The 22,385-nt window shown below is 57.5% G+C and carries 20 protein-coding genes; 9 read left to right on the top strand and 11 right to left on the bottom strand.

The window, feature by feature from the left end; all coding sequences use genetic code 11:
• Positions 1 to 190: 190 nt before the first annotated feature.
• Entirely contained in the window at positions 191 to 400 is a 210-nt protein-coding gene (locus AC1V0D_RS19120; protein ID WP_046100917.1) for a SymE family type I addiction module toxin, read from the top strand.
• A gap of 570 nt (positions 401 to 970) precedes the next feature.
• Here the strand turns inward: AC1V0D_RS19120 and glyS are convergent.
• Both glyS and glyQ read right to left on the bottom strand, forming a co-directional pair.
• Complete coding sequence (gene glyS / locus AC1V0D_RS19115; protein WP_009088313.1) at positions 971 to 3,040, bottom strand: glycine--tRNA ligase subunit beta; 2,070 nt, start codon at positions 3,038 to 3,040, stop codon at positions 971 to 973.
• A gap of 9 nt (positions 3,041 to 3,049) precedes the next feature.
• Positions 3,050 to 3,961, bottom strand: a complete 912-nt coding sequence (glyQ, locus tag AC1V0D_RS19110; protein WP_003849680.1) for a glycine--tRNA ligase subunit alpha — start codon at positions 3,959 to 3,961, stop codon at positions 3,050 to 3,052.
• A gap of 220 nt (positions 3,962 to 4,181) precedes the next feature.
• Between glyQ and AC1V0D_RS19105 the strand changes: the two genes are divergently transcribed.
• Positions 4,182 to 5,177, top strand: a complete 996-nt coding sequence (locus AC1V0D_RS19105; RefSeq protein WP_009088311.1) for an acyltransferase — start codon at positions 4,182 to 4,184, stop codon at positions 5,175 to 5,177.
• Here the strand turns inward: AC1V0D_RS19105 and AC1V0D_RS19100 are convergent.
• Positions 5,162 to 6,094: a GlxA family transcriptional regulator gene (locus AC1V0D_RS19100; protein WP_046100916.1), complete on the bottom strand. Its 933-nt coding sequence runs from the start codon at positions 6,092 to 6,094 to the stop codon at positions 5,162 to 5,164. The genes AC1V0D_RS19105 and AC1V0D_RS19100 overlap by 16 nt on opposite strands.
• An 8-nt stretch (positions 6,095 to 6,102) precedes the next feature.
• Positions 6,103 to 6,762 (bottom strand): 6-phosphogluconate phosphatase, encoded by a 660-nt coding sequence (gene yieH / locus AC1V0D_RS19095; RefSeq protein ID WP_009088307.1) that lies wholly within the window; start codon positions 6,760 to 6,762, stop codon positions 6,103 to 6,105.
• A 152-nt stretch (positions 6,763 to 6,914) separates the two neighbouring features.
• Between yieH and AC1V0D_RS19090 the strand changes: the two genes are divergently transcribed.
• Positions 6,915 to 8,228: an NCS2 family permease gene (locus tag AC1V0D_RS19090; RefSeq protein WP_140923976.1), complete on the top strand. Its 1,314-nt coding sequence runs from the start codon at positions 6,915 to 6,917 to the stop codon at positions 8,226 to 8,228.
• A gap of 41 nt (positions 8,229 to 8,269) precedes the next feature.
• On the opposite strand, the gene AC1V0D_RS19085 is transcribed toward AC1V0D_RS19090, so the two are convergent.
• The 7 genes from AC1V0D_RS19085 to rpmH form a co-directional block, all read right to left on the bottom strand.
• Entirely contained in the window at positions 8,270 to 9,019 is a 750-nt protein-coding gene (locus AC1V0D_RS19085; RefSeq protein WP_046100915.1) for a 4'-phosphopantetheinyl transferase family protein, read from the bottom strand.
• Between the two features lie 177 nt (positions 9,020 to 9,196).
• Positions 9,197 to 9,787 (bottom strand): malonic semialdehyde reductase, encoded by a 591-nt coding sequence (locus AC1V0D_RS19080; protein ID WP_046100914.1) that lies wholly within the window; start codon positions 9,785 to 9,787, stop codon positions 9,197 to 9,199.
• A gap of 250 nt (positions 9,788 to 10,037) precedes the next feature.
• Complete coding sequence (gene mnmE / locus AC1V0D_RS19075) at positions 10,038 to 11,402, bottom strand: tRNA uridine-5-carboxymethylaminomethyl(34) synthesis GTPase MnmE (protein WP_009088296.1); 1,365 nt, start codon at positions 11,400 to 11,402, stop codon at positions 10,038 to 10,040.
• 91 nt (positions 11,403 to 11,493) lie between these two features.
• Entirely contained in the window at positions 11,494 to 13,140 is a 1,647-nt protein-coding gene (yidC, locus tag AC1V0D_RS19070) for a membrane protein insertase YidC (RefSeq protein ID WP_009088294.1), read from the bottom strand.
• A 2-nt stretch (positions 13,141 to 13,142) separates the two neighbouring features.
• Positions 13,143 to 13,400, bottom strand: coding sequence for a membrane protein insertion efficiency factor YidD (gene yidD / locus AC1V0D_RS19065; RefSeq protein ID WP_008926397.1), 258 nt, complete (start codon positions 13,398 to 13,400; stop codon positions 13,143 to 13,145).
• Complete coding sequence (gene rnpA / locus AC1V0D_RS19060) at positions 13,364 to 13,723, bottom strand: ribonuclease P protein component (protein ID WP_482907886.1); 360 nt, start codon at positions 13,721 to 13,723, stop codon at positions 13,364 to 13,366. Before rnpA ends, yidD begins: the two co-directional genes overlap by 37 nt.
• 14 nt (positions 13,724 to 13,737) lie before the next feature.
• Complete coding sequence (gene rpmH, locus AC1V0D_RS19055; protein WP_003849659.1) at positions 13,738 to 13,878, bottom strand: 50S ribosomal protein L34; 141 nt, start codon at positions 13,876 to 13,878, stop codon at positions 13,738 to 13,740.
• Positions 13,879 to 14,475: 597 nt separating this feature from the next.
• On the opposite strand from rpmH, the gene dnaA reads away from it, so the two are divergent.
• From dnaA to yidA, 6 genes are all read left to right on the top strand, one after another.
• Positions 14,476 to 15,891 carry a chromosomal replication initiator protein DnaA gene (gene dnaA, locus AC1V0D_RS19050; RefSeq protein ID WP_009088291.1) on the top strand — a complete coding sequence of 472 codons (1,416 nt, stop codon included), beginning with the start codon at positions 14,476 to 14,478 and terminating at the stop codon, positions 15,889 to 15,891.
• A 4-nt stretch (positions 15,892 to 15,895) separates the two neighbouring features.
• A complete protein-coding gene (gene dnaN / locus AC1V0D_RS19045; protein WP_009088289.1) occupies positions 15,896 to 16,996 on the top strand; it encodes a DNA polymerase III subunit beta in 1,101 nt (366 codons plus the stop codon).
• A 210-nt stretch (positions 16,997 to 17,206) separates the two neighbouring features.
• A complete protein-coding gene (gene recF, locus AC1V0D_RS19040) occupies positions 17,207 to 18,292 on the top strand; it encodes a DNA replication/repair protein RecF (RefSeq protein ID WP_009088288.1) in 1,086 nt (361 codons plus the stop codon).
• An 18-nt stretch (positions 18,293 to 18,310) separates the two neighbouring features.
• Positions 18,311 to 20,719, top strand: coding sequence for a DNA topoisomerase (ATP-hydrolyzing) subunit B (gene gyrB / locus AC1V0D_RS19035; protein ID WP_009088286.1), 2,409 nt, complete (start codon positions 18,311 to 18,313; stop codon positions 20,717 to 20,719).
• Between the two features lie 173 nt (positions 20,720 to 20,892).
• Positions 20,893 to 21,372, top strand: a complete 480-nt coding sequence (locus AC1V0D_RS19030; protein ID WP_482907885.1) for a NanQ anomerase/TabA/YiaL family protein — start codon at positions 20,893 to 20,895, stop codon at positions 21,370 to 21,372.
• Positions 21,373 to 21,471: 99 nt separating this feature from the next.
• A complete protein-coding gene (yidA, locus tag AC1V0D_RS19025; RefSeq protein ID WP_336794694.1) occupies positions 21,472 to 22,281 on the top strand; it encodes a sugar-phosphatase in 810 nt (269 codons plus the stop codon).
• Positions 22,282 to 22,385 lie beyond the last annotated feature (104 nt).

Here is a 22,385-nt window from a genome sequence, read left to right as displayed (position 1 = left end):
AAACAATCCGTTTCTCAGAGACGCCTCGCAATCTATTACCTGGCTTTCAGCGAGTTTACAAAGCAGGCGGTGTATATTTGAACAGGAGAAAACTGCAAAGGAAGAGCATAACGAGAGATTATTAGCGCGGGCTGAAGGTGGTGGAACACCAACAGCCCGCTGACCACAACTAACTGAACTGGAGTTAATTATGGCTGGAACAGATTCTACGTCAGAACCCGCTGTACCCCAAGCACGCAAAAGTATCGTCGGATATCGTCCCAATGGCGGCAGACCGAATCCATTACCTCAACTGACTATTAAAGGACGATGGCTGGAACAGTGGGGATTTATTATAGGCCAGCCGGTCAGCATCATTGTCGGGCAGGGGCAGCTGATTATCCGCCTGGCTGAGGAGTGATTGGCAGGTAAAGAATACCGGCTCAATTGGGCCGGGATTATTGTGGATATGATGGGGGAGATTTGCGGGCTTTGCGTTCTTCTATCGTGGCAAAGATCCCTATTCCTGATGCCAACGCTATGCCAATAATCAGACTCACAATAGACAGGTAGCTTAATGACCTGTTGGATAAATCAATGTCTCCGGATGTAATTAACTTCATGACTACTTTATTAATCAAGAAAACAAACGAAAAGAACAAAATCCATAATAAATCGTGCTTAACAGGAAAACAGTAAAAGTGGGTCTGTCCGGTGCTTTTTTATTTTTCCATTAACTTTATCCTCAAACTTATTACTTATAATTTCTCCTCTGATGCCGCCCCACTAATAGCGCTGACATCAGCCCATCAGTAAGCACTACGCCACCTGCCGCTATTCCCACGTTCTGCCAGACGCCACGCCCCCGAGAGCCTAAGCAAAAAAAAACGGTCGCTGAAACGGTCACGCTGACCGCCGGATTCAGGATGCAGACCAGAAAAAAATAAAAAAGGGACGATTGCTCGTCCCTTTTTGCCTCAACCAGAGAGGATTACTGCAGCAGCGAGATATCCGCCACCTGCAGGAACAGCTCGCGCAGTTTTGACAGCAGCGTCAGGCGATTGATTCGCACCGCCTGATCGTCGGCGTTCACCATCACTTTATCGAAGAAGTTATCGACCGCGGTACGCAGCTGTGCCAGTTCGACCAGCGCATCCTGATAACGGCCTTCCGCGAAGTAAGGTTGCAGCTTGCTGCTCAGCGCGGTGACAAAAGTCGCCAGCTGGATCTCTTCATTCTCTTTCAGCAGCGACGCCTGCACGCTCTCATTCAGCGGTTCAGTCGCTTTTGCCAGAATATTTGAGACGCGTTTGTTTGCCGCTGCCAGTGCTGACGCCGCCTCCAGCGTACGGAAGTGCGACACGGCTTTCATACGGGCATCAAAGTCAGCCGGACGGGTCGGACGACGCGCCAGTACCGCCTGCAGCGTATCGATGCTGTGACCCTCTTCCTGATACCAGGCGCGGAAGCGACCCAGCATAAAGTCGATCACATCATCCACCACGCGGGCGTTGCTCAGCTTGCTGCCATACAGACGCACCGCTTCTTCCGTCAGGGTCTGCAGATCCAGCGGCAGGTTCTTCTCAACGATGATACGCAGCACGCCCAGCGCCGCACGACGCAGCGCGAATGGATCTTTGTCGCCTTTCGGATGCTGACCAATTCCGAAAATACCGGCCAGGGTATCCATCTTATCGGCAATCGCCAGCGCACAGGCAACCGGGCTGGACGGCAGATCGTCACCGGCAAAACGCGGCTGATACTGCTCATTCAGCGCGACCGCCACATCTTCGGCTTCGCCGTCGTGACGCGCGTAGTGCATGCCCATCACGCCCTGGGTGTCGGTGAACTCAAAGACCATGTTGGTCATCAGGTCGCACTTCGACAGCAGGCCGGCACGGGTGGCGTGATTCACATCGGCGCCGATCTGGCCGGCGATCCAGCCCGCCAGCGCCTGAATGCGATCGGTTTTATCGCGCAGCGTGCCCAGCTCTTTCTGGAACAGCACGGTTTCCAGACGCGGCAGGTGATCTTCCAGACGCTTTTTACGGTCGGTATTAAAGAAGAACTCCGCATCGGCCAGGCGTGGACGCACCACTTTTTCGTTGCCCGCGATAATCTGGCGCGGATCGCTGGATTCGATGTTAGTGACGAAAATGAAGTTCGGCAGCAGATTACCGTCGTTGTCATACACCGGGAAATATTTCTGATCGCCCTTCATGGTGTAAACCAGCGCTTCGGCGGGCACCTTGAGGAATTTCTCTTCAAAGGTGGCAGTCAGCACCACTGGCCACTCCACCAGCGACGTGACCTCTTCCAGCAGACTGTCGCTGATATCGGCATTGCCGCCTAAACGGCGCGCGGCCGCTTCAGCATCCGCTTTGATCATCGCCTTACGGGTCTGATAATCGGCGATCACTTTGCCACGCTTTTCCAGCGCGTCAGGATACTGATCGGCGCTCTCAAGGATGATGTCGTTTTCGCCCATGAAGCGGTGGCCGCGGATGTGACGTCCTGACTCAATGCCCAGAATGGTGCCAGGGATCAGCTCATCGCCCAGCAGCATCGTCACGGTGTGTACCGGACGGACAAACTGCACATCGCTGTCGCCCCAGCGCATCAGTTTTGGCACCGGCAGTTTGCCGAGCGCGTTAGCAATCATTGCTGGCAGCAGCGTCTGAGCCGCTTCGCCTTTCACCTGGGCGCGATAAACCAGCCATTCGCCTTTATCGGTAGCGAGACGTTCGGCCTGATCGACGGTGATGCCGTTGCCGCGCGCCCAGCCTTCGGCCGCTTTGGTGGCGTTGCCGTCCGCGTCAAACGCCGCAGCGACGGCCGGTCCGCGCTTCTCCACTTCCCGATCGGGTTGTGCGGCGCTCAGGTTCGCCACTTTCAGCGCCAGGCGACGCGGTGCAGCAAACCAGCTGACCTCGCCGTGGCTCAGGTTCGCGGCATCCAGTTCCGCGGTAACCTGCGCAGCAAAGGCTTCCGCCAGGCTGCGCAGAGCTTTTGGTGGCAGCTCTTCGGTGCCGATCTCCACCAGGAAGGTTTGTTCAGTCATGGCTGCCTCTTACTTTTTGTTATTGCACATCGGGAAGCCCATCGCCTCGCGAGAGGCGTAGTAAGCTTCAGCCACGGCTTTGGTCAGAGTACGGATGCGCAGGATATAGCGCTGACGCTCCGTGACCGAAATCGCTTTGCGGGCATCCAGCAGGTTAAAGCTGTGCGCCGCTTTCAGAATGCGTTCGTAGGCGGGCAGTGGCAGCGGTTTTTCCAGCGCCAGCAGATGCTGTGCCTCTTTCTCATACTGCTCAAAGCAGGTAAAGAGGAAGTCGACGTCGGCGTATTCGAAGTTATAGGTGGATTGCTCCACTTCGTTCTGATGGAACACGTCGCCGTAGGTGGTTTTGCCCAGCGGACCGTCGCTCCACACCAGATCGTAAACGCTGTCGACGCCCTGGATATACATCGCCAGACGTTCCAGGCCGTAGGTGATCTCGCCGGTCACCGGCTTACACTCCAGGCCGCCAACCTGCTGGAAGTAGGTGAACTGCGTCACTTCCATGCCGTTGAGCCACACTTCCCAGCCGAGTCCCCAGGCACCCAGCGTCGGGTTTTCCCAGTTATCTTCGACGAAGCGAATGTCATGCACCGTCGGGTCCATACCCAGCTCTTTCAGTGAGCCAAGGTAGAGCTCCTGAATGTTATCCGGTGAAGGTTTGATGATTACCTGGAACTGGTAGTAGTGCTGTAAACGGTTCGGGTTTTCACCGTAGCGGCCATCGGTAGGACGGCGTGATGGCTGCACGTAGGCGGCGGCAATCGGCTCCGGGCCCAGTGCGCGCAGGCAGGTCATCGGGTGTGAAGTGCCAGCGCCCACTTCCATGTCCAGCGGTTGAACAATGGTGCAGCCCTGACGCGCCCAGTAATCCTGCAAGGTCAGGATCAGCCCCTGAAAGGTCTTGGTATCAAACTTTTGCATGTTAAGTGTGCACGCGCTTCGGTTGGATTAAAAAAAGAGGCCGACAGTATACCCTTTGACCGCGCGATGTGCAGCCGTAAATCCCGGACGATAGCGGCCCGTTTAAGGGGGATTCAGCACGCTGGTGTACAGAGGGGTCTGAATCCTGCTGGCGGCAGTTGTTGCACTGGTCGCATTTGGCTACCCTTTCCCGCACGGACGCTATGCGCAAGAGGACGCTATGCCGCAGAAGATTTACTGGATCGATAATTTACGCGCGGTTGCCTGCCTGATGGTGATCGTCATTCACACCACCACCTGGTACATCACCGGGCCGATGGCGGTAAAGGGGGTCGCCTGGGATGCCGCTAATCTGCTGAACTCGGCCTCACGCGTCTGCGTTCCGCTCTTCTTTATGATCTCCGGCTACCTCTTTTTCGGTGAGCGCAGCGCCCAGCCGCGCCATATGCTCCGGCTGGTTCTCTGCCTGCTGTTCTACAGCGCCGTGTCACTCGCCTATATCACCTGGCTGACCCCCATCAGCGAAGGGCGATCGATCCTGAAGATGCTGCAGAAGCCGGTGTTTTATCACCTCTGGTTCTTCTTTGCGCTGATCGGTATCTATCTGCTGTCGCCGCTGATTCAGGTGAAAACGGTGCAGGCGCGCTATGTGGCGCTGCTGGTACTGGTGCTGGCGGTGCTGGCCAACCCGAATACGGTCAGCCAGTCGCTGGGCCCCTTTCATTTTCTGCCGGTGAATCTCTATGTCAGTGGCGACAGTATCTACTATCTGCTCTATGCACTGCTGGGGCGGGCTATCGGTTCGATGGAGACCACCCGGCGCGGCCTGACACCGCTCGCCGCCGGGCTGTTTATCGCCTGTGTGGCGGGCATTACCCTCGGCACCAAAAAGGCGCTGATCGTTAATGGCGCGTTTAACGATACCTGGTATCTCTACTGCGGACCGCTGGTGTTTATCGCCGCGATTAGCCTGCTGGTGGTGTTTAAAAACTGTCTCAACCAGCGCACCCTGCCCGGTTTTTCGCTGATTGCGCGCTATTCACTGCCGATCTACGGCTTTCACGCGCTGTTTATCCACTATCTGCGCACGCATCACTACGATGACATGTCACGCCCGTGGCTCGACCTGCCCTGGGTGTTCGGGCTGACGCTGGGCGGCAGCCTGCTGCTGGGCATGGCACTGAAACGCGTCGACACCCGTCACTTTGTCAGCTGATCGGCTTCGCGCTGACGGGCGCGTCGTAGCTGGCGCGCCGATGAAAATCCTGCCGCCAGCGCCGCTTTCTCGGCGGACTCTCCCTGCTGCTGCCGCTGACGCGCCACGCCCACCCGCAGCTGTTCGTGATACTCACGCACGCTGATCCCCAGATGCTGACGAAAGAGCCGTGCCAGATGGCGACTGCTGACGTGCGTGCGTCCGGCCAGTTCGGTCAGCGTCCAGCCATGCTCAGGATGGGCAATCATCAGATCCTGCGCCCGGTGAATGGCGGGATGGAGATGGTTGCGGTAACGCAGCCACGGCGAGAGCTGCGGATCATCACCGGCGCGCCGAAACCAGACCACCATTTCGCGCGCCACCGCCAGCGCCGTGGGCGTGTCGCAGAGCTGATTAATCAGATGCAGCGCCAGGTCGATACCCGCCGTGATGCCCGCGCTGGTCCAGATGTTCCCGTGCCCGACAAAGACACGGTTCTCTTTGACCCGTGCGCGCGGGGCGGCCGCTTTCAGACGGGCAATCACATCATGATGCGTCGTGCATTCAACCTCATCCAGCAGCCCCGCCTGCGCGGCCAGCAGGGCACCTGAGCAGACGCAGACCAGCATACAGGTCTGCGCGCGCAGCGCAGCCTGCTGCCGGATCAGCCACTGGCGCGCCTCGGCGGCCTGCGGCGTGGCGAAGCAGTGCCGGGAGTCATAGACGCCCGGCACCACCAGCAGACTGTCGGCGGGAAGCTGCTCCGGCAGCGGTTCGATGCCGCCAATGGTCATGCCGGTGGAGCAGACAACCTCCGGCTGCGGGCCAATGTAGCGCAGCGTAAAATGATCGCCCGCCAGTTTCAGCGTCTCGGCCGGACCGGTCAGATCCAGCACCATGACGCCAGGCAGGGTTAAAAACCAGACGGTGTGACTCATGGGCCGCGCTACACCAGATCCCAGCCACGGGCGCGCCACAGCGCAGGCAGCTGCGCCATGTCATCGAAGCGCGTCACCAGCGGATGATCCAGTTCCGGGTTATGCGCGTCTGCGCAGTAGTAGTAGACCGGAATCCCGGCGGCGATCCCGGCGCGGGCGCCCGCTTCGGAGTCATCCACCAGAATGCAGCGCTCAATCGGCACCTGCATCTGCTCCGCCGCGTGGTACATCAGTTCCGGATCGGGCTTCCAGTGCAGAATGTCATAGCCACTGTAGAGGTGCTCAGCAAACAGCGGCAGCATGCCGGTTAATCCCAGCGAGTGCTGCATCTTCTTTACGGTTCCGTTTGAGACCACGCACATCGGCACCCTGATCTGCTCCACCAGCGCTTTCGCACCGGCGATCGGCTGCAGCTGCTGGTCGAACAGTCGCGCCACTTCCGCGCGGTAGGCGGTTTCGACCTCCTCCATCGGCAGAGATACCTGATGCGCCTCACCCACATCACGAATGATGTCGTAAAGTTTGACGCCCTTATACTTTTCAAACATCTCCTGCAGCGACAGCGTCAGGCCATAGCGGGCAAAGGTATTCACGTAGGCCTGGGTGCAGAGCAGTTCACTGTCCACCAGCGTGCCATCGCAATCAAAAAAGACGCATTCTACTGACATCAGATTCTATCCTTCGATTCAGGTGTGGGTTCCTCACTTTACCGCACTCCGTACAGATTGCGAGACTGGCAATCGGTTGCGAAAAATCATTGTATTGCCCCGGTAAAATCGCCAGGATACGCGCCGATGATTTTTTCTTCTGGATGGATGGCATGAGCAAGCAAGGCGTTTTGCAGCGCATTTTCAGGCTGCAGGAACATGGCACCACGGTGCGTACCGAAGTGATCGCGGGTATCACCACCTTTCTGACGATGGTCTATATCGTCTTCGTCAATCCGCAGATCCTGGGCGTCGCGGGCATGGATACGCAGGCGGTGTTTGTCACCACCTGTCTGATTGCCGCCTTCGGCAGCATTCTGATGGGCCTGTTTGCCAATCTGCCGGTAGCGCTGGCACCCGCTATGGGACTGAACGCCTTTTTCGCTTTTGTGGTGGTCGGGGCAATGGGGTATTCCTGGCAGGTCGGCATGGGCGCCATTTTCTGGGGTGCAGTCGGCCTGCTGATCCTGACGCTGCTTCGGGTCCGCTACTGGATGATTGCCAATATCCCGCTTAGCCTGCGCGTCGGCATTACCGCCGGGATCGGCCTTTTTATCGCCATGATGGGGCTGAAGAATGCGGGCATTATCGTGCCTAATCCCGATACCCTGGTGGCCGTCGGCAACCTGACCTCGCACAGCGTGCTCCTGGGCGCGCTGGGCTTCTTTATTATCGCCATTCTGGCGTCGCGTAATATCCACGCGGCGGTGCTGATCTCCATGGTGATCACCACGGCTATCGGCTGGATGCTGGGCGATGTGAAGTTTGTCGGCCTCTTCTCCGCGCCACCGTCGGTAACGTCGGTGGTCGGTCAGGTCGATATCAAAGGCGCATTCAACATCGGCATGGCCGGGGTGATCTTCTCCTTTATGCTGGTCAATCTGTTCGACTCCTCCGGCACGCTGATTGGCGTCACCGATAAAGCGGGCCTGACCGATGAAACCGGCACCTTCCCGCGCATGCAGCAGGCGCTGTATGTCGACAGCATCAGTTCAGTGAGTGGCGCGCTGGCGGGCACCTCCTCGGTGACCGCCTATATTGAGAGCTCCTCCGGGGTGGCGATTGGTGGCCGTACCGGCCTGATGGCGGTCGTCACCGGCCTGCTGTTCCTGCTGGTGACGTTCCTGTCACCACTGGCGGCCATGGTGCCGGCTTACGCCGCGGCGGGCGCGCTGATTTACGTGGGTGTGCTGATGACGGCCAGCCTGTCGCGCGTGCGCTGGGATGACTTAACCGAAGCCGTTCCGGCATTTGTCACCGCCGCCATGATGCCGTTCAGCTTTTCTATCACCGAAGGCATTGCGCTGGGGTTTATCGCGTACTGCGTGATGAAGCTGGGCACCGGGCGCTGGCGTGAAATCAGCCCCTGCGTGGTGATTGTTGCCCTGCTGTTCGTACTGAAGATTGTCTTTATCGACGCGCACTGAGCGCTGTGACTGAGCGCCGCAACCCACCGGTTGCGGCGTTGTCACATCTCAGGATGCAGATTGCGCTCGCTGGGCAGGCTGGTCAGCCGCAGCGCATGCGGCCCGATATTGGGCTTGCCCATCTCCATTTCCCGTAATGCGCGCCACTGAAAGGCGTTATCCATCTCCCACAGATAGAGCCGCTGGGTCGCGGATGAGAGCGCACACGACCAGACCAGCACAGGCTCTGCATCGCAGACCACCTGAATATCGGGATAGAGCGACGACCGCAGCCGCCCTGCACCCGGCAGCAGACGCAGCGAATCCAGCCCCCGATCGCCCTCTCCCGTCAGCTTGAGAATGCTCTGGCGCAGCGTCCAGATCTGGGTCACCGCTTCCATCGCATCCTGCTGGGCATTGATCCAGGCGATTTCGCCGGAGGTCAGCCCCTGAATCAGCTGCTCCTGCGTCTGACGGCTCCGCGCATGCACAATCTCCATATCCAGACCGGCACGCCCGCCCTCTTCGGCCAGCAGCACCCCTACGGTATTACCCGCATAGGCGATGCTGAAATCGGGCAGATCGCGGTCGGCAAAGGCGGGCCGTCCGTTATCCTGAATGGTTAAGCGCGGCAACTCATTGATGCCATAAATCCGCTGCATCAGCTGTGCCAGCAGGATACGCGCGGCAAGGAAGCGTCCACGGCGTTTGTCAGCAAACTGCTGTGCCGTGTCCCGGATTGCCTGGGGAATGTGCATCTCACTGGCCGGGAAACCGGGGTCACCCGTCCAGCGTACAAAATGACCAGCCATCTGTCGCTCCGTGAAAATGGTCAGATAATCATCAGAGGCATTGTAAGAATTTTCTTAACTTAATGCACCCGGCAACGCACGGATTGGGCTAAATTCGGAATAGGACGAACGGAGAGCACAGAGCAGGCGGGAGCGCCTGGGAGAAGCGTCGCGATGCGGATCGCGACGCGGGTAGCATCAGGCGAAACGGCTTGCCTGCTCAAAGCTCAGACGCGGCAGGCGCGGATGCAGTTTTGATGCCTCACCATAGCCAAGGTTGATCAGCAGGTTGACCTGATACTGACCGTCCGGGAAGAAGGCGTCGTTCACTTTCGCCGGATCAAAACCGGACATCGGACCGGCATCCAGCCCCAGCGAACGGGCCGCCAGAATCAGGTAACCCGCCTGCAGGCTGCTGTTACGGAAAGCTGTCTCTTTTGCCGCTTCCGGACTGCCGGTAAACCAGCTGCGCGCATCAGCATGCGGGAACAGGGCGGGCAGTTGCTCATAGAACTCACGATCCCACGCCACAATCACCGTGACCGGTGCGCTCATGGTTTTGTCCAGATTGCCTGAAGAGAGGGCCGGTTTCAGCTTCTCTTTCCCCTCCGCCGAGGTCACAAAAACAAAACGCGCAGGCGAGCAGTTTGCCGACGTTGGCCCCAGAGCCGTTAAGGTATAGAGCTGTTCCAGCAGGGCATTATCGACCGGCTTATCCTGCCAGTAACTGTGGGTGCGGGCGTCGTTAAACAGCGTGTCCAGAGCGGTCTTATCGAGCGGTGTACTCATGCAACTCTCCTGTAGCAGGCGAAAAGGTTCGCCCGAATAGCTTCACGTATAGGGTCGGCTTGCGGCCTGACGCGGCTGGAGCGGGATCGCTCACGGCGGCACATCAGATCGGCGCCTCTACCGTTATACGATAATGGCGTGCCGCCGCAAAATAACATATCGGCAAGAATCACTGCAGAGAGGGGAATAACGGAGGAACGCGCACGGCGGGAAAGCCAGCCTGACAGCCCACGCCGCCAGGCCAGAGGGATTATTTACCAATACAGAAGCTGGAGAAAATACGTCCCAGCAGATCGTCAGAGGTGAACTCGCCGGTGATCTCGCTTAACGCCTGCTGAGCAAGGCGCAGCTCTTCAGCCAGCAGCTCGCCCGCCCAGGCGCCGAGCAGCTGTGCTTTGCCCTGCTGCAGGTGGGTTGCCGCTAACTCCAGCGCCTGCAGATGACGGCGACGCGCCAGGAAGCCCCCTTCCATATTGCCGGAGAAGCCCATGCTCTGCTTCAGGTGATCCCGCAGCGCATCGACGCCCTCGCTGGTACGTGCCGACAGACGAATCAGTGAGTGACCATTGACGTCCGTCAGACCGGGAGACTCACCGGTCACATCCGCTTTATTACGCACGACCGTGATCGGCAGTTGTGGCGGCAGACGCGAAACGAAATCGGGCCAGATGGCCGCCGCTTCGGTGGCATCGGTGGTGGTGGCGTCCACCATAAACAGCACGCGATCCGCCTGTTCAATCTCCTGCCAGGCGCGCTCAATCCCGATGCGCTCCACTTCGTCGCTGGCCTCACGCAGACCGGCGGTGTCGATGATGTGCAGCGGCATGCCATCAATATGAATATGCTCGCGCAGCACGTCGCGGGTGGTGCCCGCAATGTCGGTCACGATGGCGGCTTCACGGCCCGCCAGCGCATTCAGCAGGCTCGATTTACCGGCATTTGGCCGGCCTGCAATCACCACCTTCATCCCTTCACGCAGCAGGCTGCCCTGACGCGCTTCGGCACGGACGGCATCCAGGTCACTGACCACCGTATTCAGCTGCGCTTCAATTCTGCCGTCTGAGAGGAAATCGATCTCCTCATCCGGGAAGTCGATCGCGGCTTCGACGTAGATGCGCAGATGCGTGAGTGCTTCCACAAGATGATGAATACGGGCCGAGAAAGCGCCCTGCAGCGAGTTAACGGCTGAACGAGCGGCCTGTTCGGAGCTGGCATCAATCAGATCGGCAATCGCTTCGGCCTGCGCCAGATCGAGCTTGTCATTCAGGAACGCCCGTTCGGAAAACTCACCCGGCTGAGCAATCCGCACGCCTGGCAGGGCCACGATGCGCTTCAGCAGCAGGTCGAGGATCACCGGGCCACCGTGGCCCTGCAGCTCCAGCACATCTTCGCCGGTAAAGGAATGGGGGCCAGGGAACCACAGCGCGATACCCTGATCCAGCACGCTGCCGTCGCTGTCGGTAAACGGCAGATAATCGGCGTAGCGTGGCTTAGGCAGTTTGCCCAGCAGCTGGCGGGCGACCTCTGCCGCCTGTGCGCCAGAGACGCGCAGAATGCCGACGCCGCCGCGTCCGGGCGGTGTTGCCTGGGCAACAATGGTATCGCTGTGGCTCATAAATTTTCTCTCGCTACAAAAAACACAGGCGGTCGCTTTGACCGCCTGAGAATAGACTATATAGGGCGGGATGGCTCCCGCGCTGGATCGCTTACGCTTTCTTCTTGTCGCGGCTATGCAGACCACGTTTTTCCAGGCCGCGATAAATCAGCTGCTGCTGGAGAATGGTGACCAGGTTGCTGACGATGTAGTACAGCACCAGACCTGACGGGAACCACAGGAAGAAGACGGTGAAGATCACCGGCATGTACGTCATGATCTTCTGCTGCATCGGATCGGTCACGGTGGTCGGTGACATCTTCTGAATGAAGAACATGGTGATGCCCATCAGAATCGGCAGGATGTAGTACGGGTCCTGCGCAGACAGGTCATGGATCCACAGAATGAATGGCGCATGACGCAGTTCAACCGAGCCTGACAGCATGTAGTAGAGCGCCAGGAAGATAGGCATCTGAATCACCAGCGGCAGACAGCCACCCAGCGGATTCACCTTCTCTGCTTTATACAGCGCCATCATCTCCTGGCTCTGCTTCTGCTTGTCATCACCCAGACGCTCACGCATCGCCTGAATTTTCGGCTGCAGCATGCGCATTTTCGCCATCGAGGTGTACTGCGCTTTGGTCAGCGGGTACATGATGCCGCGCACGATGAAGGTGATCACGATAATGGAGAAGCCCCAGTTACCGATGAAGCTGTGGATAAATTTCAGCAGCTTGAACAGCGGCTGAGAGATAAACCACAACCAGCCGTAATCCACGGTCAGATCAAGGTGCGGCGCAATAGCAGCCATCTTGTCCTGAATTTCCGGGCCGACCCACAGGGTTGCGCCCAGATTCTGCTGTGCGCCTGCGGCGATGGTTACCGGTGCAGATTTATAGCCAATCGCCGCCACGCCGTTACCCAGGTTGCTGGTGTAAAGGGTGTTGGTGCCTTCGGTACGCGGAACCCATGCGGTTGCAAAGTACTGCTGCAGCATCGCCACCCAGCCATTGCTGGTGGTGGTGTTCAGGTTCTCGTTATCCGCGATGGTGTCGAATTTGTACTTCTCATATTTCGACTCGCTGGTGGAGTACGCCGCGCCACGGAAGGTATGCAGTGCAAAGTTGTTGCTGCCGGTATCACGATGCTTAGGCAGATCGATAGTCTGCTTCAGCTGGCCAAACAGCGACACTTCCAGCGGCTGCTGGGTGGTGTTGTTGACATGATAGTCGACATTAACGGCATATTCGCCACGCCTGAAGATGAAGGTTTTGGTGTAAACCACGCCATTTTCAGCGGTATAGGTCATCGGCACACGCAGTTCAGCCTGGCCATCAGCCAGCTCGAAGTGATCCTGTGCCGTGGTGAACAGCGGACGCGCACCGTTGTTCGGGTTATCCGGACCATTACGGCCGGTTAAACCACTCTGCGCCTGATAAAGGAAGGCTGGCGTCGTTTCAAGCAGCTGGAACGGCTGGTCAGAACCCAGTTTGTCCGGGAAAGTCAGCAGCTGTGCCTGTTCTACATCACCGCCGCGGGTGTTGATATTTAATGACAGGACATCGGTCTTAACGGTGATCGTCTGGCCCTGACCGCTGGCCGGTACACCCTGACTGGCGGTATCACCCGCTACGCTGTTGGTGCCCTGTGTGGTCTGCGTCTGCTGTGGCTGCGGAGCGTGGTCCGTCTGCCAGGCTTGCCAGATCATAAAGGTCACGAACAGAAAAGCGATGAGAAAGAGATTGCGTTGCGAATCCATCGTTAATGTTCTCTGGTATCAAAGGTTTTTGGCGGCACAGGATCGTCACCACCCGGGTTCAAGGGGTGGCATTTTAATACGCGTTTTAATGTCAACCAACTGCCTTTTATCAGGCCGAACCTGCGTAACGCCTCAATTCCGTAATGAGAGCAGGTCGGGTGAAACCGACAGTGTGGTCCCAGTAATGGACTGATACCGCGTTGATAGACGCGTATCAGGACGATCAGGAGCCGCGCGCCAGGCGACAGTGACGACGCCATAATTTCTCCAACGCTTCCGCCAGCATACGGTTATCCAGATCGGCAACCCCCTTCTTCGCGACCACCACGAAGTCCATCGACGGCAGTTCATGTTGACGCAGACGAAAGCTTTCGCGGGTCAATCGCTTGATCCGGTTGCGTTCGTGGGCGCGTTTCACATGTTTTTTAGCGACGGTAAGACCGATGCGGGGATGCCCCAGCGCGTTAAGGCGGCCGAGAATAGTGATTTGCGGCGTGCCAGCCCGTTGTGGCTGCTGGAAGACGAAAGTGAAATGAGCGGGAGTTAACAAGCGTAACTCCCTGGGAAATGCGAGCTTACCCATCAGGGCTAGCTTTATTACTTAGAAACGGTCAGACGAGAACGGCCTTTAGCACGACGACGTGCCAGAACCTGACGACCATTTTTTGTTGCCATACGAGCACGGAAACCGTGTGAACGGTTGCGCTTCAGTACGGACGGTTGAAAAGTGCGTTTCATGGCGGTTTCTACCTAAACTTGAAAATTTTCACTGGGTGACGCGTTTCGGGCCAGTAAATCGACCGACGCCTCAATGTGTCTTTAATAAAGAGGCGGGATTGTAATAATTGTACAGTCCCGAGTCAATTTACTTCGCGTGGCACGGTACCTGAAAACCCGCATACAGCCCGCTGAGTTCCGACATTTTGCTTTGGGGCGCAATGTCGGGTGGGGAATTATACGGGCTCCGCTCTAAAGCGCAAGGATCGTACGGGATCTTATTACGATCGGGAGGCGGGATCGTGGGGATAAAACGAGACATCGTCCGAAATTCTGACGCTTTTCGCCAGATCCCTGCGGGTTTTTCCGGCAACTGGCGTAAACTTCTTTGCGCGCCTCAGGCCTGTGGATAAAAAGGATCAAAACTGTGTAGAAAGGGAAGATCTCTGTCTCGCTTTGCGCTATGATCCGCCCTTCCGCTGACGATCCTCCGCTGATTGCAGGCTGGAAAACCGCTGATAGCGGTCGCAGGCGCTTTCTTTCGTCTGTGTCAAAAAATGAACGTTTCTTAGAGTAACGCCTACTATTCTTATCGAATTTGTACGAGTGGAGTCCGCCGTGTCACTTACGCTTTGGCAACAGTGTCTTGCCCGTTTGCAGGATGAGCTTCCTGCCACCGAATTCAGCATGTGGATCCGTCCACTGCAGGCTGAGTTAAACGACAATACGCTTGCCTTGTATGCTCCAAATCGCTTCGTACTCGACTGGGTCCGGGATAAATACCTCAATAGTATCAATGCGCTGCTGAATGAATTCTGTGGCCCGAACGTGCCCGCGCTGCGTTTTGAAGTCGGCACGCGCCCGGTTCAGCAGCAGGCGGCAGCGGTCAGCCAGCCGGTCATGGCCAGCGTCAGCGCACCAGTGATGCCCGTGCAGAGCCATGTTCGTCCGGCACCGACGCAGATCGTGCGTCCCAGCTGGGACAATGTGCCGGCACCGGCCGACGTGACCTACCGCTCGAATGTGAATAACCGTCATAACTTCGACAACTTCGTCGAGGGTAAATCCAACCAGCTGGCGCGCGCGGCGGCACGTCAGGTGGCGGATAATCCCGGCGGCGCGTATAACCCGCTGTTTCTGTATGGCGGCACCGGTCTGGGTAAAACGCACCTGCTGCATGCGGTAGGTAACGGCATCATTGCCCGTAAACCCAATGCAAAAGTGGTTTACATGCACTCCGAGCGGTTTGTGCAGGACATGGTTAAGGCCCTGCAGAACAATGCGATCGAAGAGTTCAAACGCTACTACCGTTCAGTGGATGCCCTGCTGATCGATGACATTCAGTTCTTTGCCAATAAAGAGCGATCGCAGGAAGAGTTCTTCCACACCTTTAATGCCTTATTAGAAGGCAATCAGCAGATCATCCTCACCTCGGATCGTTACCCCAAAGAGATCAACGGGGTGGAAGATCGTCTTAAGTCCCGTTTCGGCTGGGGGTTAACGGTGGCGATCGAGCCGCCTGAGCTGGAAACGCGGGTGGCGATCCTGATGAAAAAAGCGGATGAGAATGACATCCGCCTGCCGGGTGAAGTCGCCTTTTTTATTGCCAAGCGTTTACGATCCAATGTGCGTGAGCTGGAAGGCGCGCTGAACCGCGTGATCGCCAACGCCAACTTTACCGGCCGGGCGATTACGATCGACTTCGTGCGTGAAGCGCTGCGCGATCTGCTGGCGCTGCAGGAAAAGCTGGTCACCATCGATAATATTCAGAAGACCGTGGCTGAGTACTACAAAATCAAGGTCGCCGATCTGCTTTCCAAGCGCCGTTCGCGTTCGGTTGCACGTCCGCGCCAGATGGCGATGGCGATGGCGAAAGAGTTGACGAACCATAGCCTGCCGGAAATCGGCGACGCTTTTGGGGGACGCGACCATACAACGGTGCTTCACGCCTGCCGCAAGATTGAGCAGCTGCGTGAAGAGAGCCACGATATCAAAGAAGATTTCTCTAATCTCATCAGAACATTATCTTCGTGACGCTATGAAATTTATTGTTGAACGTGAGCAGCTGCTGAAGCCGCTGCAACAAGTAAGTGGCCCGCTGGGCGGGCGTCCAACGCTGCCAATCCTCGGAAACCTGCTGCTGCAGGTAACAGAAGGTTCGCTGCTGCTGACCGGTACCGATCTGGAAATGGAGATGGTGGCACGCGTGGCGCTGACGCAGGCGCATGAGCCTGGCGCGACCACCGTTCCGGCGCGTAAATTCCTCGATATCTGTCGTGGCTTACCGGATGGCGCAGAGATCACGCTGGCGCTGGAAGGCGATCGCATGCTGGTGCGCTCAGGACGCAGCCGTTTTTCGCTGTCCACCCTGCCCGCCAGTGACTTCCCGAATCTTGACGACTGGCAGAGTGAAGTCGAATTCACCCTGCCGCAGGCGACGATGAAGCGGCTGATCGAAGCGACTCAGTTCTCCATGGCGCATCAGGATGTGCGTTACTACCTCAACGGCATGATGTTTGAAACCGAAGGGGAAGAACTGCGCACCGTGGCGACGGACGGTCACCGTCTGGCCGTCTGCTCAATGCCGGTTGGCCAGGCGCTGCCGAGTCATTCGGTGATTGTGCCGCGCAAAGGCGTGATTGAGCTGCTGCGTCTGCTGGATGGCGGCGAGACCCCGCTGCAGGTGCAGATTGGCGGCAGTAATATTCGTGCACACGTCGGCGACTACATCTTCACCTCTAAGCTGGTTGATGGTCGTTTCCCCGATTATCGCCGCGTGTTGCCGAAGAATCCCGACAAAGTGCTGGAAGCGGGCTGTGACCTGCTTAAACAGGCGTTTGCCCGCGCGGCTATCCTCTCCAACGAGAAGTTCCGCGGGGTGCGCCTCTATATCACCGAAAACCAGCTGAAGATCACTGCCAATAACCCTGAACAGGAAGAGGCGGAAGAGATGCTGGATGTCAGCTATAACGGCACCGAACTGGAGATTGGCTTTAACGTCAGTTACGTGCTGGATGTGCTGAACGCGCTGAAGTGTGAGAACGTGCGTCTGCTGCTGACCGATTCGGTGTCGAGCGTGCAGATTGAGGATGTGGCGAGTCCTGCTGCGGCCTATGTCGTTATGCCCATGCGCTTGTAGGTGTTATATATCGGCCTGGCTTACTTGCTACGTTGCGCCCCGGCAGTGCTCGCCATCCTCACGTACTTCAGTACGCTCCGGTGGCTCTGCGCTGGCGGGGCGCAACGTAGCTGCGACGCCGACGGCCTGGTTTGGTGCTGGTAAATCCTGAATTTTTACAAGGCAAAACCCATTTCATCCCGATCATTGCCCCTCACGCTGGACTGATTCATGGCTTTAACCCGCCTTCTTATTAAAGATTTTCGTAATATCGAACAGGCTGACCTGCAACTGGCTCCCGGCTTTAATTTTCTGGTCGGCGTCAACGGCAGCGGCAAAACCAGCGTGTTAGAGGCGATCCATACGCTGGGGCATGGCCGGTCGTTTCGCAGCCTGCAGGCGGGGCGCGTCATCCGTCACGACGAGGCGGCCTTTGTGCTGCACGGACGGCTGGAGAGCAAAGAGCGGGAAATTTCGGTCGGACTGACCAAAAACCGGGCCGGTGACAGTAAAGTGCGCATTGATGGCAGCGACGGTCACAAAGTCGCCGAGCTGGCACAGCTGCTGCCGATGCAATTAATTACGCCCGAAGGCTTTAGTTTGCTCAATGGTGGCCCCAAATACCGCAGAGCCTATGTTGACTGGGGCTGCTTCCATAACACGCCTGGCTTTTTCAACGCCTGGAACAACCTGCGTCGCCTGCTTAAGCAGCGCAACGCCGCGCTGCGTCAGGTCACCCGCTACAGCCAGATCCGTCCCTGGGATCAGGAGCTGGTGCCGCTGGCTGAACAGATCAGCCTGTGGCGGGCGGAGTACAGTGCCGCCATTTCCGCCGAAATCACCGGCACCTGCAGCCAGTTCCTGCCGGAATTTGACCTGCGCTTCTCCTTCCAGCGCGGCTGGGACAAAGAGAGCGACTATGGCGAGCTGCTGGAGCGTAACTTTGAGCGCGATCGTGCACTGACCTACACCGCCAGCGGCCCCCATAAAGCGGATTTTCGAATCCGTGCTGAAGGGACGCCGGTGGAAGATTTACTCTCACGCGGGCAGCTCAAGCTGCTGATGTGTGCATTGCGTCTGGCACAGGGCGAGTTCCTGACAAGCCAGAGCGGACGCCGCTGTATTTACCTCATTGATGACTTTGCTTCTGAGCTGGATGAGAGCCGCCGACGCCTGCTGGCGGAACGGTTAAAAGCCACCCAGGCTCAGGTCTTTGTCAGCGCCATTTCGGCCGGACATGTAATCGACATGAGCGACGAAAAGGGCAAGATGTTCCGCGTGGAACAGGGTAAAATAGCGGTTCAACCTGAAGATTAAAATGAGCGAGAAACGTTGATGTCGAATTCTTATGACTCCTCCAGTATTAAAGTCCTGAAGGGGCTTGATGCGGTACGTAAACGCCCGGGCATGTATATCGGCGATACCGATGACGGTACCGGTCTGCATCACATGGTATTCGAGGTCGTGGATAACGCAATCGACGAAGCGCTCGCTGGTCACTGTAGTGACATTGTGGTCACCATCCATGCGGATAACTCCGTCTCGGTGCAGGATGATGGACGCGGCATTCCGACCGGTATTCACGAAGAAGAGGGCGTGTCCGCCGCTGAAGTGATCATGACCGTTCTGCATGCGGGCGGTAAGTTCGATGATAACTCCTACAAGGTCTCCGGCGGCCTGCACGGCGTGGGTGTCTCGGTCGTTAACGCCCTGTCGCAGAAGCTGGAGCTGACCATTCGTCGCGAAGGCAAAGTGCATCAGCAGATTTACGTCCACGGCGTTCCCGAGTCGCCGCTGACCGTGACCGGCGATACCGATTTAACCGGTACCCGAGTCCGTTTCTGGCCGAGCTACGAAACCTTCACCAACGTCCGCGATTTTGAGTATGACATTCTGGCGAAACGCCTGCGTGAACTCTCCTTCCTGAACTCAGGCGTTTCGATCCGTCTGGAAGATAAGCGTGACGGCAAAACGGACCACTTCCACTACGAAGGTGGCATCAAGGCGTTTGTTGAGTACCTGAACAAAAACAAAACCCCGATTCATCCGACCGTTTTCTACTTCTCAAACGAGAAAGATGGCATCGGTGTGGAAGTGGCGCTGCAGTGGAACGACGGTTTCCAGGAAAATATCTACTGCTTTACCAACAACATCCCGCAGCGTGACGGCGGTACGCACCTTGCCGGTTTCCGTGCGGCGATGACCCGTACCCTGAACGCCTACATGGATAAAGAGGGTTACAGCAAGAAAGCCAAAGTCAGCGCCACCGGTGACGATGCCCGTGAAGGCCTGATTGCCGTCGTGTCGGTGAAAGTACCGGACCCTAAATTCTCCTCACAGACCAAAGACAAACTGGTTTCGTCAGAGGTGAAATCGGCGGTTGAGCAGCAGATGAACGAACTGCTGGCGGAATACCTGCTGGAAAACCCGGCAGACGCCAAAATCGTGGTCGGTAAAATCATCGACGCCGCGCGCGCCCGTGAAGCGGCCCGTCGTGCCCGCGAGATGACCCGCCGTAAAGGCGCGCTGGATCTGGCTGGCCTGCCAGGCAAACTGGCGGATTGCCAGGAGCGCGACCCGGCGCTCTCTGAAATCTACCTGGTGGAGGGTGACTCCGCAGGCGGCTCGGCCAAACAGGGCCGTAACCGTAAAAACCAGGCGATCCTGCCGCTGAAAGGTAAGATCCTGAACGTTGAGAAAGCGCGTTTCGATAAGATGCTCGCCTCTCAGGAAGTGGCCACGCTGATCACCGCACTGGGCTGTGGCATTGGCCGCGACGAGTACAACCCGGACAAGCTGCGCTATCACAGCATCATCATCATGACCGATGCCGACGTCGATGGTTCACACATCCGTACCCTGCTGCTGACCTTCTTCTATCGTCAGATGCCGGAAATCATTGAGCGCGGCCACGTTTATATTGCCCAGCCGCCGCTCTACAAAGTGAAGAAAGGCAAGCAGGAGCAGTACATCAAAGATGACGAGGCGATGGATCAGTATCAGATCGCCATCGCGCTGGATGGTGCCACGCTGCACACCAACGCCAGCGCTCCGGCACTGGGCGGTGAGCCGCTGGAGACGCTGGTCTCTGACTTCAACAGCACGCAGAAGATGATCAAGCGTATGGAGCGCCGTTATCCGATGGCCATGCTGCGCGCGCTGATTTATCACGACACGCTGAGCGATCTGACCAATGAAGCGGAGGTCACGACCTGGCTGAACGGTCTGGTGAGCTATCTGACTGAACGCGAAGCGCACGGCAGCACCTATCTGGCCCAGGTTCGCGAAAACCGCGAGCTGAACCTCTTCGAGCCGGTTCTGCGCGTTCGCACCCACGGTGTGGATACCGACTACCCGCTGGAAGCGGAGTTCATTCAGGGACCGGAGTACCGCAAAATCTGCGATCTTGGCGGCAAACTGCGTGGCCTGCTGGAAGAGGATGCCTACATTGAACGTGGTGAGCGTCGTCAGCCGGTGGCCAGCTTCGAACAGGCGATTGAGTGGCTGGTTAAAGAGTCGCGTCGCGGCCTCTCTGTTCAGCGCTACAAAGGTCTGGGCGAGATGAACCCGGATCAGCTGTGGGAAACCACCATGGACCCGGACAGCCGTCGTATGCTGCGCGTCACCATCAAAGATGCCATTGGTGCTGACCAGCTGTTCACCACGCTGATGGGCGATGCGGTTGAACCGCGCCGCGCCTTCATCGAAGAGAATGCGCTGAAAGCAGCCAATATCGATATCTGATCGGTCGCAGACCAGACAGGCCATCACCCCGGTGATGGCCTTTTTTTATGCCGCCGCGGCGAATGCCGCACCCGGTGCTGCGAGACCGATCACGTTTTCCCCCGCCCTGCTCCTTTACGCTTGCCTCTCTTTGCGCCTTCAGCGCGCACAACGTTAATACAGGGAGTTACCTTATGATTGTCTGCGACTGTCACGACTGGAACAGAGAACGTCACGCCTTTCATCCGGTTATCGATCAGGCGATACGCTGGATTACTGACACCGACTTCAGCCAGCTCGACACCGATAAATATGCCATCCTGCCTGAGGATAAGATGTTCTGCCTGGTGCAGGAGATGATGACCGAACCGGCGAGCGCGCGTCGGGCAGAATCCCACTTCAGCTACATCGACATTCAGTTTCTGCTGGCCGGCAGCGAGAATATCGGCGTGGCCCGTGCCCACCCCGATCAGCGAGTGACCGAGGATTTTGCTCAGCAACGCGACGTGGTCTTTTATCAGAAGACGCTGAATGAGTCGGTGATCACGCTGCTGCCCGGTATGTTCGCGATCTTTTTTCCGCACGATATTCATCGCCCCTGCTGCGCGCCGGGTGAACCCGCCATTATCCGAAAAGCCGTGATTAAAATTCACCGCGATCTGTTTACCGCCTGACGCTGACGGTCGGCCGGGGGTGCCCGCCTGCTATGAAACTGGTCAATACGCGCTGAATCGCGCTAGCATTGAACCAAACCCAGACGCAACGAGGACTCTATGGCTATTAAATTGATCGCTATCGACATGGATGGCACCCTGCTCAATCCGCAGCATGAGATCACGCCGGGGGTGAAATCTGCCCTTGATCGCGCCCGCCAGCTGGGGGTATCGATTGTGCTGACCACCGGCCGGCCGTTTGTAGGTATCCAGCGCTATCTGATGGAGCTGGATATGCAGACCCCCGGCCAGTACGCGATCAGTAACAACGGCGCGCTGGTTCATCAGGCTGAAGATGGTGAGTGCGTGGCGGAAGTGACGCTGACCTTTGACGACTACCTCTACATTGAGCAGCTGGCGCGTGAACTTGGCGTCCATTTCCAGGCGTTCGACAAATCCCATCTCTATACACCCAACAAAGACATCAGCGAATACACCATCCATGAGGCGAGCCTGACCGGGATTCCGGTGCGCTATCGTGCGGTGGAAGAGATGGACCGCGCGACGCGCTTCCCAAAACTGATGATGATCGACCGTCCGGCCCTACTCGACGCGGCGATTGCCCGCCTGCCAGCGCACGCTAAGCAGACCTACACCATCCTGAAGAGTGCGCCTTATTACCTCGAAATCCTCGATCGCCGGGTCAACAAAGGTCAGGGCGTCAGAATGCTGGCGGAGAAGCTCGGCCTGAAGCAGGAAGAGGTGATGGCGATAGGTGACCAGGAGAACGACCTGGCGATGATTGAGTATGCCGGCACGGGTGTCGCCATGGGCAATGCCATTGATTCGGTCAAGGCTATCGCTCAGTTCATCACGAAAACCAATATGGAAGATGGCGTCGCACATGCCATTGAAGAGTTAGTGCTGTAACCGCTCTGCGCTTTCCGGGCCGCGCTGGCCCGGAACCCGGTAAAAAAGCTGCAGCGCAAAACAGAATCGCGTAATTTGTCGGGCAACGCTTCCTGCACGGGTTT

The organism is Pantoea sp. PA1, assembly GCF_056856975.1.
This window is presented reverse-complemented; position numbering and strand designations above follow the sequence as displayed.